Annotated in this window: 10 protein-coding genes and 2 tRNA genes; 3 read left to right on the forward strand and 9 right to left on the reverse strand. The window is 41.5% G+C overall.

Annotated features, from left to right (window positions below; genetic code table 11):
- Nucleotides 1-177 precede the first annotated feature (177 nt).
- Together DYI03_RS06320 and DYI03_RS06325 are read right to left on the reverse strand one after the other, a co-directional pair.
- Nucleotides 178-489 (reverse strand): helix-turn-helix domain-containing protein, encoded by a 312-nt coding sequence (locus DYI03_RS06320; protein ID WP_004355529.1) that lies wholly within the window; start codon nucleotides 487-489, stop codon nucleotides 178-180.
- 23 nt (nucleotides 490-512) lie between these two features.
- Entirely contained in the window at nucleotides 513-779 is a 267-nt protein-coding gene (locus DYI03_RS06325) for a helix-turn-helix domain-containing protein (protein WP_004355514.1), read from the reverse strand.
- Between the two features lie 334 nt (nucleotides 780-1,113).
- Between DYI03_RS06325 and DYI03_RS13430 the strand changes: the two genes are divergently transcribed.
- Complete coding sequence (locus tag DYI03_RS13430) at nucleotides 1,114-1,425, forward strand: hypothetical protein (RefSeq protein ID WP_172462590.1); 312 nt, start codon at nucleotides 1,114-1,116, stop codon at nucleotides 1,423-1,425.
- Nucleotides 1,426-1,488: 63 nt separating this feature from the next.
- Here DYI03_RS13430 and DYI03_RS06330 read toward each other — a convergent pair whose 3' ends face one another.
- From DYI03_RS06330 to DYI03_RS06345, 4 genes are all read right to left on the reverse strand, one after another.
- The gene (locus DYI03_RS06330) at nucleotides 1,489-1,956 is read right to left on the reverse strand and encodes a DUF1896 domain-containing protein (RefSeq protein WP_025064565.1); all 468 of its coding nucleotides are present in this window, start codon (nucleotides 1,954-1,956) and stop codon (nucleotides 1,489-1,491) included.
- 52 nt (nucleotides 1,957-2,008) lie between these two features.
- Nucleotides 2,009-3,277 carry a site-specific integrase gene (locus DYI03_RS06335; RefSeq protein WP_021668854.1) on the reverse strand — a complete coding sequence of 423 codons (1,269 nt, stop codon included), beginning with the start codon at nucleotides 3,275-3,277 and terminating at the stop codon, nucleotides 2,009-2,011.
- 4 nt (nucleotides 3,278-3,281) lie between these two features.
- Nucleotides 3,282-4,502, reverse strand: a complete 1,221-nt coding sequence (locus DYI03_RS06340; RefSeq protein WP_025064566.1) for a site-specific integrase — start codon at nucleotides 4,500-4,502, stop codon at nucleotides 3,282-3,284.
- 430 nt (nucleotides 4,503-4,932) lie between these two features.
- Nucleotides 4,933-6,003, reverse strand: coding sequence for a hypothetical protein (locus DYI03_RS06345; RefSeq protein ID WP_021669592.1), 1,071 nt, complete (start codon nucleotides 6,001-6,003; stop codon nucleotides 4,933-4,935).
- 206 nt (nucleotides 6,004-6,209) lie between these two features.
- On the opposite strand from DYI03_RS06345, the gene DYI03_RS06350 reads away from it, so the two are divergent.
- Both DYI03_RS06350 and nifJ read left to right on the forward strand, forming a co-directional pair.
- Nucleotides 6,210-7,394, forward strand: a complete 1,185-nt coding sequence (locus DYI03_RS06350; RefSeq protein WP_021669591.1) for an ATP-binding protein — start codon at nucleotides 6,210-6,212, stop codon at nucleotides 7,392-7,394.
- Between the two features lie 94 nt (nucleotides 7,395-7,488).
- Complete coding sequence (nifJ, locus tag DYI03_RS06355; protein ID WP_021669590.1) at nucleotides 7,489-11,049, forward strand: pyruvate:ferredoxin (flavodoxin) oxidoreductase; 3,561 nt, start codon at nucleotides 7,489-7,491, stop codon at nucleotides 11,047-11,049.
- Nucleotides 11,050-11,514: 465 nt separating this feature from the next.
- On the opposite strand, the gene DYI03_RS06360 is transcribed toward nifJ, so the two are convergent.
- From DYI03_RS06360 to DYI03_RS06370, 3 genes are all read right to left on the reverse strand, one after another.
- Nucleotides 11,515-11,588 (reverse strand) — tRNA-Gly (locus DYI03_RS06360).
- A gap of 67 nt (nucleotides 11,589-11,655) precedes the next feature.
- A tRNA-Thr gene (locus tag DYI03_RS06365) sits at nucleotides 11,656-11,728 on the reverse strand.
- Between the two features lie 83 nt (nucleotides 11,729-11,811).
- Entirely contained in the window at nucleotides 11,812-13,299 is a 1,488-nt protein-coding gene (locus DYI03_RS06370) for a glycoside hydrolase family 10 protein (RefSeq protein WP_051263447.1), read from the reverse strand.
- Between the last annotated feature and the right edge of the window lie 29 nt (nucleotides 13,300-13,328).

Here is a 13,328-nt window from a genome sequence, read left to right on the forward strand (position 1 = left end):
GTTCAAAGTTCAAGAAGTAAATCAAGAGATAAGTTTAGACTAATTTCTTGACTTACTGACTTAATGAACTGACATATTTTTGACTAAAGTTAATTTTGACTTAGGTCGAAACTAATTTCTTGACCAAAGTCACAATTGACCATTTGACTTAAGTCGCGACTGATTTCTTAACTTAACTCATAACTTACCTGTTTGCGGTATTGGATTATAATGCCTTTCAAGCATTGTCTGTATGTCGCTCTGCTTGTATAGTATCTTCCCTCCGATTTTGTAGAAAGGAAGCGTTCCTAAGTTTCTGTACTCTTGGAGCGTGCGTGTGCTGAGCCGTAATTGGCTGCAAACCTCCTCGCCTGTTAGGTAAACCTCTCCGCCTAACATTGGACGGGCTGTAGAACAATAACGCTTCAGTTTCTTCAATATTCCCTCCATCAACTGTGCAAACATCTGCATTTGAGGGTCTTGCTGTGTAATGATTTCTTTCTCTTCCATAGTTCATTCTGTGTTTGATTTCATTAATTGTTTGCATTCAGTAACTCTGCGATGTCGCTCTCCTTATAATAGCATTTATGCCCAATGATGGAGAAGGGGATTTTACCCGTATCGCGATAGGATTGCAGGGTGCGTTTGCTGATGCCGAGCCTGCGGCATACGGCTTCATTGTCGAGCCATTCGTCCGTTTCGGGCGGATTGCCGATAAGCTGTTCAATACTGTGGATAAAGTCTGCAAATTCGGAGCAGTGCCGCTCCCACGCTTTGCGGTCGATGATAATGAGTTTCATTGCCTTGATTTTGTTTTGATTACTTTATTGTTACTCGGCAAACAAACTGTTATGCAGTCCATTGCCGTACTTATCGAGTGCAAAAGTAAACCCTCGGAAGCACCGCTGCAAGAAATGAGGAAAAGCAGGGAAATAGAAAGAAAACAAGAGAAAAGACCAAAGGAGATCCATTTGTGTTATTGCGGTAATGAGATGAGGTGCCGGCTCTTTCCTTTTATTATTTTGTTGTTTTATCGATAATTCGATAGTTCGACAAATCGATATGTCGAAGTGTCGATAGATAGTTTTATCGATAGATTATTTTGACGATATATAGTTTTGACAACAGATAGTCATGACAACAGATAGTCATGACAATAAATTGTACAAACAACAGATAGTCCGTATTATCGTCAGTCCTATCTATTGTTGGCTGTTACGCCTTGCGTCCAAAGAGCCTGAGTATGCCGTATTCTTGTCGTGCCTATACTCTCTTACGGCAGCCCTTCCCTGCAAGGTTGGGAGAGATGAATACGACCGCACGGATATTGGGAATTGCCATACAGCCATAAAAAAAGGAAAATCCTGCGGTGGAGATTCTTCTCTCCATCCGCAGGACTCGACCTTGTCAGGGCAGATAGGCTGCCGTTATACCTTTGCACGATAAGAAACGGCTTCAGGGGCTTTGCATAAGTATGGCTTACGAAGTGTACGAAGAAAAATGTTGGGGTTATCCACCTGTCTGACCGATTATTGGCAGATGATTGCTCTCGATGAGCAGCACTATCGTGCCTGTGAGTTCGGTGTAAAGACGGCCGTATTGCTCGTCAGAAGCAAATGTGTCCGTCAAACCGAACTTGTCGAATGTGGCTTGAATAGCCTTGTTCGACAGCAGTATAGGTACGAGTTTCTCTGGAAGAGGTGCAGGCAGTTCCTTTTCAAACTCGTTTTCCAATACAGATACAAGCGTGTCATACTTGGAAAAATGCAAGCCATAATACAAAACCTCGTTTGCCATGCTTTCCGCTTCGGGGTGCGTGAAACCTTGCGCCACGGCATCGCAGTAAACTGTGAGAGCCATATCTGCCTTTGCAGTGATAAACTCCGTATCTTGCAATCTCTCGGGGTGATGCTCACTCATGTAACTTCTTAATTTCAATCGAAAGTAGGAAAGTTCCTGTTTGTTGTTCTCTTTCATAATCGTTTGGTTTTCAATCGTGAATAATAAATGTTTGGTAATTACTTCCTTTTTATGCTTGTTGCAATGGAACGTTCTGCCGTGCTATCGACTCACAATAACCCTCAAATACAGTATGCTCCCTGTCTGTGAGTGCAGTCATATCCTCCTGTATCTTGTGGTCGGTTATCTTTCCATAAATCTGTGTCGTACCGATATTACTGTGTCCGAGCATCTTGCTGAGTGTTTCCATTGATATGCCGTTGGAAAGGCATATCGTGGTAGAGAATGTGTGGCGAGCCATGTGAAAGGTCAAGCCTTTCTCTATTCGGCATATCTGACCGATGTTCACACAAGCTAAAGATGCCTTCCTAATTGTGAGATTGGGGAATATCAAGTCGTCCGCTTTCTTGTCCTTTATATAGAGCGAAAGGATTTGTTTGGCAATGGGCAGAAGTGGGATAATCGCTTCCACATTGGTTTTCTGCCTTTTGATTCGGATTTCCTCCGTGCCGTCTGCATTACGGATGATATGCTTTAGCCTGAGCCGTTGCATATCCACACGAGCCAGACCAGTAAAGGCGCAGAAAAGAAAGAGTTGCCTTGCCCGTTCGAACTGCTTGTCAATTATGGGTGTTTGCAGTATCCGCTGTAGTTCTTCCGTTGTGAGATAACGCCTTGTGCGGTGTGGCTGTTCTGCCTTGTAGTCCGCAAAAGGGTCGATGCGGATATACTTCTTCTGCTGGCCGATGCCGATGAGTTTCCTAAGGAAGATGACCGCTACCTGAATAGTGGCAAGAGAAAGATTGCGCTCTGATTTAAGGTAGAAGTCCAGCCCCTCGATAAAACCATAGTCAAGCGATGAGTAGCGGATATCCTCCAGCCCTAAGCGTTCACGCAAATAAGCCTCAATGAGTTGTGTGGCATAGATGTAGTTGGCAAAGGTCGGCTTGGCTACCGTTATTCCTACGCAAGGACACTTTTCCTCTATGAAAAGTCGTGCTTCCTCCATAAGAAAACCTTTGGGCTTGTCCTCTTTCATAAGTTCACGTTTCAACAGTTCGGCGGTGATATAGCCACGCTGCCATACCAATTCTTGATACTTTGCTTTGGCTTGTTCCTCTTTGGTTTGCAAATAGCGGTTGATTTCCTTTATCTCTTCGCCCGTTCCCTTGCATCTTCCCTTACGACTATCCCAAAGTTCAGGAGCGATTTCCTTTCTCGTGCTGTATTGCACTTGCTCTCCGTCTATAGTGATGCGCCCCATAATCGGGCATTTGCCGTTCTTTTTCTCTTTGGAGCGGTTGATATAAAAGAGTGTCTTGAATGTACTTCGTGCCATAATTTCAAAGTTTTAAGGTGAATGTATCTTGTATTCGCTGCTGTATCGCTTGCATATCCCGATGGATTCTTTCGGAGGAAACCGCTGCATATACCTGTGTCGTTCTCAGGTTGGTGTGTCCGAGCATACGGCTTACCGTTTCAATAGGTACACCTGCAGAGAGTGTGATAAGCGATGCAAAGGTGTGTCTTGCCATGTGAAAGGTCAGCGGAGTTTCCATGCCGATGTTTCGCTGTATATAGTGCATGCCATTGAGGATAACGTCGGTGGTCGGCACGTCAAAGACAAAGCCTGCCCTTATCCCTCTATAACGATTCATGATAGTCAGCGCAGGGGGAAGCACCTGTACCCGATACGGGGTCTTGGTCTTTATGCGTCTGCCCTTGATGCAGAGTTTGCCTTCTTCAGTGACGATATTCTCCTCCCGAAGATTACGGACATCTGAGATTGCCAGACCTGTGAAGCAGGAAAAGACAAAGAGATCACGGACAATGCGGTAGTTCTCCCACTCAATCTCCAAGTCGATGATGTGCTCAAGTTCTTCCTGCGTAATGCTTCTCGGTTCGCCCTTTGGTCGCTCGTAACTGTAGCCCAAGAATGGATAGAAGTCCAGCACACCTTTCTTCAGCGCCATGCGGACGATGGTCTGCAAGGTGGACAAGGCACTCGATATGCTGCTGCGCTTCAGTTTGCGGCCAATAGTGAGATAATACTCGAAACCCTCGATAAATGCTTTGTCCAGCTGTGAGAGTGGGATGTCGCTTACCTTGTGCTTCTTCTGCACATACTCACGGAGCAAGGATAGCTGATAGGTACGGAGTTTGAACGTCTTCAAGGCTCGGTCGATGCCTATACGCTCCTTTGTCTGTGTAAGATACTCCCCGAAACTCTCCAAGAGCAGAGCTTGGCGGTGGATTTGCCCCTGATAGGCATCCTTCACGTCTGTGGCTGTAAAGGATTCTTCTCTTTCACAGAGTTCGTGAAAGCGTGTGTGGATAAGTGCGGTGCATTCACCAAGTTTCTGATTGACGGACACCGCCATTGCGCTCTTGCCGATGAGCCTTTGCTTGCGGCTGTCCCAAAGAGCGAGCGGAGTCTTACACTTGGTGGAGAAGCCCGAATGGGTTCTGCCTACAGAGATGCGCCCAATGACAGGCACAAGTCCTTTCTTGTCGGTTCGTTTCGCCTGAACGAAGAACGATACTTTGAGTTTGTTTTCTTTCATTTTTCTGTCGTTTTTTCTAAATTTCCTTTGCTTGCAAAGGTACAGATGAACAAGTATTCTTGATCGATGCAGAAAAATGAAAGATGAAGAATAAAAACCTATGACACAGTTGTTTACCTTCAATTCGTAACCCCTTTTTGCTTTTTCACGGGTGGGTTACGATTTGGTAACGGAACTCCTGCCGTTTGATGCTTCCTTTCGCCTAACTCGATAATAGCATAAAAATGCTAAATGATGATATTTCAAATAGTTACATTCCTTGCGTTTCCCCCTATTTCCCTTCATTCTTAATGACTGATTATGCAACGAAGAAGACAAACGACTTCACGTGTTTTTCTTATTATTGTTTGTGCAATTGCTGTCATCGTGTTGTTTGCTGTTCAATGGTTATATACCCATTAACCTTGACTCCAACCTCAAAGAAAGACTATCAATCGCTTATTATTACCGAATGGTGCGAGCCATCAAAGGCTAATTGCATCAACTTATTAGTTGGTTGCATTTTGTTCGATAATCTTAAAGCGACATGCCCCATTGTATTACGGAAATTGATTTCAACTACAGGCTGCAAAGCGTAACTTTGTGGCGAGGTCTTGTTGGCTACTATCATCATATCGACTCCCAAAGGACCAATATATTGGTGCGCACAGATATTTGAAAGATGCCATAACAGAGTAGCTTGAACCTTTTCTAAGAGTTTTGAATCAATGTATTTAGATAATAAGCGGAGCTTTTCGGTTTCGCTCTCTATTATACTACCTGAATAAACACCATGATTGGAAGAAAAAACAGATAAACCTTCATAAACAACTCTGTCAGGAAAAGCACAAAATTCCATTGCAAAATCTTGAATTTTATCATAATAAGGTTCGTAAACTATCCCTTCTTGTTGGTTTATCACATTTCTTGCCCAATTTAAATGCACTTTGGAAATTTCACTATCAACAAATCGTAATCCACGACCGCTACTACTCCAAGGGGCTTTTATTACACCTTTATCATATTGTTGCGCTATCTTTTTTAAATCTTCAAGATTAGATAAATAATAAGAAGAGCCTATTATGCTTTCGTTTTCAATAGCTTTTTTGATGTAAAATAGGCTCTTTACTGCAATTTTCCGATTGCTCAATCGACGAATATCTTTTAGCATTGAGGTAGAAGGCAACAAGTCTGCTCGAAAACCAATTTGCTTTAATTGTTTGACTATCGTTTTATCCCACCCCCAAGGAGAAATTTCAGTAATAGAATCTAAACAATTTTGAATCTCTGAACGAGTTATAAAATTTATATTTTCAACCTTGAAGGGCAGCTTTTTGCACAAGTTTTCAGCCTTAACAACATCGTCTACCATAATGAAATCACCCTCTTTAGCCCATATAGACGGAATATAGCTAAGGTCAGATTTTATTTGCAATGCAGCCTTTGTCGGCGTATAGTTTTCACTATTTTGCGCCAATGCCATATCATGTTCTGGGTTAAAAATATGCAGTTTCATCATCATTGTGTTTGAATCAGCTGCAAAGTTACGGGAAAGATACTATAACGCAAAATAAAAATATTAGTAAAAAAATATATTTTTGCAATGTAGAGTTTGCAAATTAGAGAAATAAACATTATCTTTGCATGTGAGATTTGTCAAGTGGCATAGGTTCTAAAATTATGAAATGCCTTTGGCATCATCTTTAGATGAAATAATTAAACAAAGCAATGGACGCATTTTTCCGTACTCACACCTACCTTGTGGAGCATAACCATGCACCAATTCGTCGCATGCTCATGGACGAAATCAATTGGAACGACAGAATGATTGGTATCAAAGGGACACGTGGCGTTGGAAAAACAACCTTTCTTTTACAATATGCTAAAGAAAATTTCGATGCTCGCGACCGTCAATGCCTTTATATTAATATGAATAACTTCTACTTTCAAGGTAGAGGTATCGCTGATTTTGCAGGTGATTTTTATAGAGCTGGTGGCAAGGTTTTGCTGATAGACCAAGTGTTTAAACAACCAGAGTGGAGCAGCGAGTTGCGCAAATGTTACGACCAATACCCTGAACTCAAGATTGTGTTTACAGGGTCGAGCGTAATGCGGTTGAAAGAGGAAAATCCAGAGCTCAATGGCATTGTAAAGAGCTATAACCTTAGCGGGTTTTCGTTCAGAGAATTTCTCAATTACATGACAGGCAATAACTTCAAGCCATATACATTTGAAGAAATTCTGAAACATCACGAAGAAATAGCAATGGAAATCTTGCCAAAAGTTAGTCCGCTAAAATATTTTCAGAATTATATTCATCATGGTTATTATCCATTTTTCTTAGAGAATCGTAATTTTTCGGAGAATTTGTTGAAAACCATGAACATGATGACAGAGGTTGATATTCTGCTCATTAAGCAAATAGAATTGAAATATCTGACAAAGATTAAGACCTTATTTTATTTATTAGCATTAGAGGGACCAAAGTCGCCAAATATTAGCAATTTAGCAAAAGAAATAAATACGAGTCGTGCAACCGTAATGAATTACATTAAATATTTAGCCGACTCGCGACTCATTAATATTATCTATCCCACAGGACAAGACTTTCCGAAGAAACCTGCTAAGGTAATAATGAATAATTCCAACCTTATCTATGCGATATACCCTATTCAGGTGGAGCAACAAGATGTAATGGAAACATTTTTCGTGAACGCATTGATAAAAGGACACAAGATTAACGAGGGTAACAAACAGGGGAATTATATTATTGACGAAACAAAAAAGTTTAGAGTATGCGATGCTGAAAATACGAAAATGCGCTTAAATAGCGACACGTATTATGCAAGATATAATACAGAAGTAGGAAAGGATAATAAAATTCCATTATGGTTATTGGGATTTTTATATTAAACTGAGCTAAGCACACAAAAACGTAACAGAGAGTATTAAACAGGCCTATACAAAGACCAAAAACATTATAGAATCAATTAATAAAATAAAGAAAATGGCTAAAGAAAAGAAATTCATCACCTGTGATGGTAATGAAGCCGCAGCTCATGTGAGCTACATGTTTTCAGAGGTAGCAGCTATCTACCCTATTACTCCATCTTCTCCGATGGCAGAACATGTTGATACATGGTCAGCTAAAGGCAGAAAGAATTTATTTGGTCAGACTGTAACAGTTCAAGAAATGCAGTCTGAAGGTGGCGCAGCTGGCGCAATGCACGGTTCATTGCAAGCAGGTGCATTAACAACAACATTTACCGCTTCACAAGGTTTGTTGCTGATGATACCAAATATGTACAAAATCGCAGGTGAAATGTTGCCATGCGTGTTCGATGTTTCGGCACGTACTATCGCAACACACTCATTGTGTATCTTCGGCGACCATTCAGACGTAATGGCTTGTCGCCAAACTGGTTTCGCAATGTTCTGCTCTGGTTCTGTACAAGAGGTTATGGACCTTACCGCAGTGCCACACCTTGCAACTTTGAAGACAAGTATTCCTTTTGTAAACTTCTTCGATGGTTTCCGTACATCACACGAATACCAAAAAGTAGAATTAATCGATGACGAAGCAATTGCAAAACTTGTAAATCACGATGATATTAAGCGTTTCCGCGACCGTGCGCTTTCTCCAGAGCGTCCTGTAACTCGTGGTACTGCTGAAAACCCAGAAACATTCTTCACTCACCGTGAGGCTTGCAACCAATACTACGAAAATATTCCAGAAGTTGTAGAAGAATATTTGGTTAAGATTAAGGAAATTACAGGTCGTGAATACCACCTCTTCTCTTACTATGGTGCTGAAGATGCTGAAAATATCATTATCCTTATGGGTTCTGCATCGGAAGCTGCTCGTGAGGCTATTGATTACCAAATGAAGCAAGGCAAGAAAGTGGGTATGATTTCAGTACACTTGTATCGTCCTTTCTCTGTTAAACACTTGTTGGCAGCCGTTCCAAAGACTGTTAAACGCATTGCTGTTCTCGACAGAACGAAGGAACCAGGTGCTGAAGGCGAACCATTGTACCTCGATGTGAAGAGTGCTTTCTACGATGTTGAAAACAAGCCAATGATTGTTGGTGGCCGTTATGGTCTCGGTTCTTCTGACACTACACCTGCTCATATCATTTCTGTATTCAACAACCTTGAACTCGCTGAACCAAAGAACCACTTTACAGTAGGTATCGTTGATGATGTAACCTTTACATCTCTTCCTTTAATTGAGGAAATCCCAATGGGTGGCAAAGGTACTTTCGAAGCTAAATTCTATGGTTTAGGTGCTGATGGTACAGTAGGTGCTAACAAGAATTCAGTGAAAATTATCGGTGATAACACAGATAAGCACTGCCAAGCATACTTCTCTTACGACTCTAAGAAGTCAGGTGGATTCACTTGCTCACACCTCCGTTTCGGTGATAGCCCAATTCATTCTACTTATCAGGTGAATACACCAAACTTCGTTGCTTGCCACGTTCAGGCTTACTTGCGCATGTACGACGTAATTCGTGGTTTGCAAAAGAATGGTACATTCCTTTTGAATACTATTTTTGAAGGCGAAGAACTTGCTAACTTTATCCCTAACAAGATTAAGCGCTACTTCGCTCAAAACAATATAACTGTTTACTACATCAACGCAACAAAGATTGCTCAAGAAATAGGTCTTGGTAACCGTACCAACACAATTCTTCAAAGCGCCTTCTTCCGCATTACTGAGGTAATTCCTGTTGATTTGGCAGTTGAACAAATGAAGAAATTTATTGTTAAGTCATACGGCAATAAGGGACAAGATGTGGTTGATTTGAACTATGCAGCTGTAAATCGTGGTGGTGAATACAAGAAATTGGAAATCGACCCAGCATGGGCTAACCTTGCTGACGATGCAGAAGATTCAACCGATGATGCGCCAGCATACATCAAAGAAATCGTACGTCCTATCAACGCACAAGCAGGCGACTTATTAAAGGTTTCTGACTTCATCAAGTACGACATGGTTGATGGTACTATGCGAAATGGTTCGTCAGCTTTCGAAAAGCGTGGTGTTGAGGCTTTCCACCCAGAATGGACTTCTGAAAACTGTATCCAATGTAATAAGTGTGCATACGTTTGTCCTCACGCTTGTATCCGTCCATTCGTTCTTGATGACGAAGAAATCAAGGGATTCAACGATAAGACATTGGAAATGAAAGTTCCAAAGCCTATGGCTGGTATGAACTTCCGTATTCAAGTAAGCATTCTCGACTGTGTTGGTTGTGGTAACTGTGCTGACGTTTGTCCTGGTAACAAGCAAGGTAAGGCGCTCGCAATGGTTCCATTCGTTCGCGAACAAAAGCAAATTGACAATTGGAACTACTTAATCAAGAATGTTAAGACAAAGCAACACTTAGTAGACATTAAGAGCAACGTTAAGAACTCGCAGTTTGCTCAACCTTTGTTCGAGTTCTCTGGTGCTTGTGCAGGTTGTGGCGAAACTCCATACGTTAAGTTGGTTTCTCAACTTTATGGCGACCGTGAAATGATTGCAAACGCAACAGGTTGTTCTTCAATCTACTCTGCTTCTATCCCTTCTACTCCATATACAACCAACGAAGAAGGACAAGGTCCTGCATTTGACAACTCATTGTTCGAAGACTTCTGCGAATTTGGTATGGGTATGACTATCGGTAACAAGAAGATGCGTGAGCGTATCACCAAACTTTTGACCGATTCTTTGACCGAAGAACATGTATCAGCTGAATTCAAAGCAGCTGCTCAAGCATGGATTGAAAGCAAAAACGATGCAGACAAGTCAAAGGAAACAAGTGCTGTTTTGAAACCAATGATTGCTGAAGGTGCTAAGGCTGGTTGCCCTATTTGCAAGGAATTGCAAACATTAGACCACTACTTGGTAAAACGTTCACAATGGATTATTGGTGGTGATGGTGCTTCTTACGACATCGGTTACGGCGGTCTTGACCACGTTATCGCTTCAGGCGAAGATGTAAATATCCTCGTTCTCGATACTGAGGTTTACTCTAACACAGGTGGTCAAAGTTCTAAGTCTACCCCACTTGGTGCGATTGCTCAATTCGCTGCCTCTGGTAAGCGTATCCGCAAAAAAGACCTCGGCTTAATGGCAACAACATACGGTTATGTATATGTTGCTCAAATCGCAATGGGCGCAGACCAAGCTCAAACATTGAAGGCTATCCGCGAAGCTGAAGCATATCCAGGTCCATCACTCATCATTGCTTACGCACCATGTATCAACCATGGTTTGAAAGCGAAAGGTGGTATGGGTAAGAGTCAAGCAGAAGAGGCACGTGCCGTTGCGAGCGGTTACTGGCACTTGTGGCGCTACAACCCACAATTGGCAGAAGAAGGTAAGAACCCATTCACACTCGACTCTAAGGAGCCAGATTGGAGCAAGTTCCAAGACTTCTTAATGGGTGAAGTTCGTTACCTCTCAGTAAAGAAGGCTTATCCTAACGAAGCACAAGAACTCTTCAATGCAGCAGAACAAATGGCGAAACTCCGTTACCAAAGCTATGTTCGCAAGAGCAAAGAAGATTGGAGCGAATAAAGTAATTAAAAGCTAATACAGATAAAAAGGAATCTCAATGATTGAGATTCCTTTTTTCATTGAATATATCTGTCTTATCCACCAATAGACCGCTAAAACAAGAAACAATTATTGTCGGCTAATACATACAAGATTTTACCGCAGTTTTCCAACGGGGGCACTACATTTCCTCACAGAAGAACTTCAAAACATGACTGAGAAATAAAAAGACAAAAGATAAAGATCAAAACTCAAAATATGCCGTCATATTTCCCAAAATATGACGGAATATTCTGACAAAAATGACGTCATAAATAAAAGAAAAACAAAGACAACAGTCGGCAGACTTGCTCGCATGACTATTTTTAGACTCACTCAACAGAGCGAAAACGAGTAAACCATCGCATGAAAACTACTGAAAACAAGGGAAACTAAAAGGACTGACACTTCGTGAATGAAGCGGCAACCCTGATTTATGATTAAATATGGAGCGGAATACGGGAATCGAACCCGCCTCGCAGGCTTGGGAAGCCCGTGCACTACCGATATGCTAATTCCGCTTAGTGCAACTTTTAATGAAAAAAGTTCAAGTTACTGCTTTTAACAACTTCCCTTCTCCAAGAGAAGAGCCGATACCCGGACTCGAACCGGGGACCTACGCATTACGAATGCGTTGCTCTACCAACTGAGCCATATCGGCAAAAGCGAATGCAAAGATACATACAAAATTGCAAATTTGCAAATATTATTTGCGAAATAAGATGTTTCTTTGCCTATATTTCATTACAATCGTACTTTCTTTTTCTTACCAACACTCTCGTTTCCTACTCGGTCAAGCGCAGTTACAACGTATGTAAAACGCTCACTACCACCATCATACTTTAGTTTTAAAGTGGTATCATAAGTGATTGCTACGATTTTTGAAGGGTCTTCTAAATCAATATCTTCACCCTTAGCAAACCGATAAACAACATATTTATTGGCTTCATCTTGCCAAACTTTAGCCTTTGGAGCTTTCCATTTCAAAATATAACCCTCTTCTGTCCACTTTGCTTTCAATGAACGTGGCTTTTTGGGAGCTTTATCGTCAAGGAAAAGCATTTCTGGTTGAAGAGCAGGGTAACGCCAATAGGCTGTTTCAAGCACTTTTGCATAATTACCAGGATTATTAACGACCGAAGCAGCATACCAAAGAACGGCACCTTTCACATTTTCACAAGCCTCGTGCAGACGATGTTTCGCAGGCAATTGATGAGATTTCGGATTTTGAGGGTCAGCATTCTTTACTGTACGCAAAACATCTTCGCCAATATACAAAGGACGATTGCTGGCATAACGATTCCACCAAGTGATAAGTTCTTTATAATCTGCGGCACGATTGCCAATTTCCCAATAAAGTTGCGGCACACAATAGTCTATCCAACCAGTATTTACCCATTTAAGCACATCGGCATACAAGTCGTCATAATTTTGCAAACCATTGGTTTTGCTTCCAATATTAGGTGCGCTCTTCTCGTTGCGATAGATTCCAAAAGGCGATACACCAAATTTAACCCATGGTTTAACTCTATGTATGGTTTCGCTTAATTGCTTTATAAACATATTCACATTATCGCGACGCCAATCTTGAATTATCCCAAAGCTACCACCATACAAACTAAACTCCTTCAAATCAGGAATGCGTTGTCCAGCAGCTGGATAAGGATAGAAATAATCGTCTATATGGAAGCCATCAACATCGTATCGCGTCAAAATATCCTCCGCAATTTTACAAATATAATCACGATTCTCAGGTATTCCAGGATTCAATATTTTAAGCCCATCATAATCGAAAACTCGCTCAGGAGAACGCATTGCAATATGATTTGAAGCCAATTGCGTTGTCGTTTTCGTTTTGGCACGATAAGGATTTATCCATGCGTGCAACTCCATTCCTCGTTTGTGGCATTGCTCTATCATCCACTCCAAAGGGTCCCAATAAGGCATTGGAGCTGTGCCTTGTTGCCCCGTTAAGAATTTACTCCATGGCTCTAATTTGCTTGGATATAGCGCATCGCATTCGGCACGAACTTGAAATATAATCGCATTTACACCCATCTGCTGCAATTTATCTAATTGCGAAATAAGTGTTTGCTGCATCTTTTCTGTGCCAATGCCTTGAAATTGCCCATTCACACATTGTATCCATGCTCCTCTAAATTGACGTTTGTGAGGTAGATTTGCAGCAGAAACAACTGTGCTTGCATTAGTAAAAAACAACAATGCAAGCATGAAAATCTTTAGAAAACGGAATTGTCTCA

The organism is Prevotella disiens, from assembly GCF_900454955.1.
In the GTDB taxonomy this organism is placed as follows: domain Bacteria; phylum Bacteroidota; class Bacteroidia; order Bacteroidales; family Bacteroidaceae; genus Prevotella; species Prevotella disiens.

What these genes read in the sequence shown, in the direction of transcription:
- DYI03_RS06325 (WP_004355514.1), bottom strand. Translation starts at nt 779, where the DNA reads ATGAAACTCATTATCATCGACCGCAAAGCGTGGGAGCGGCACTGCTCC.
- DYI03_RS13430 (WP_172462590.1), top strand. Translation starts at nt 1,114, where the DNA reads ATGACAACAGATAGTCATGACAATAAATTGTACAAACAACAGATAGTC.
- DYI03_RS06350 (WP_021669591.1), top strand. Translation starts at nt 6,210, where the DNA reads ATGGACGCATTTTTCCGTACTCACACCTACCTTGTGGAGCATAACCAT.
- DYI03_RS06345 (WP_021669592.1), bottom strand. Translation starts at nt 6,003, where the DNA reads ATGATGATGAAACTGCATATTTTTAACCCAGAACATGATATGGCATTG.
- DYI03_RS06320 (WP_004355529.1), bottom strand. Translation starts at nt 489, where the DNA reads ATGGAAGAGAAAGAAATCATTACACAGCAAGACCCTCAAATGCAGATG.
- DYI03_RS06335 (WP_021668854.1), bottom strand. Translation starts at nt 3,277, where the DNA reads ATGGCACGAAGTACATTCAAGACACTCTTTTATATCAACCGCTCCAAA.
- DYI03_RS06340 (WP_025064566.1), bottom strand. Translation starts at nt 4,502, where the DNA reads ATGAAAGAAAACAAACTCAAAGTATCGTTCTTCGTTCAGGCGAAACGA.
- nifJ (WP_021669590.1), top strand. Translation starts at nt 7,489, where the DNA reads ATGGCTAAAGAAAAGAAATTCATCACCTGTGATGGTAATGAAGCCGCA.
- DYI03_RS06330 (WP_025064565.1), bottom strand. Translation starts at nt 1,956, where the DNA reads ATGAAAGAGAACAACAAACAGGAACTTTCCTACTTTCGATTGAAATTA.
- DYI03_RS06370 (WP_051263447.1), bottom strand. Translation starts at nt 13,299, where the DNA reads ATGCTTGCATTGTTGTTTTTTACTAATGCAAGCACAGTTGTTTCTGCT.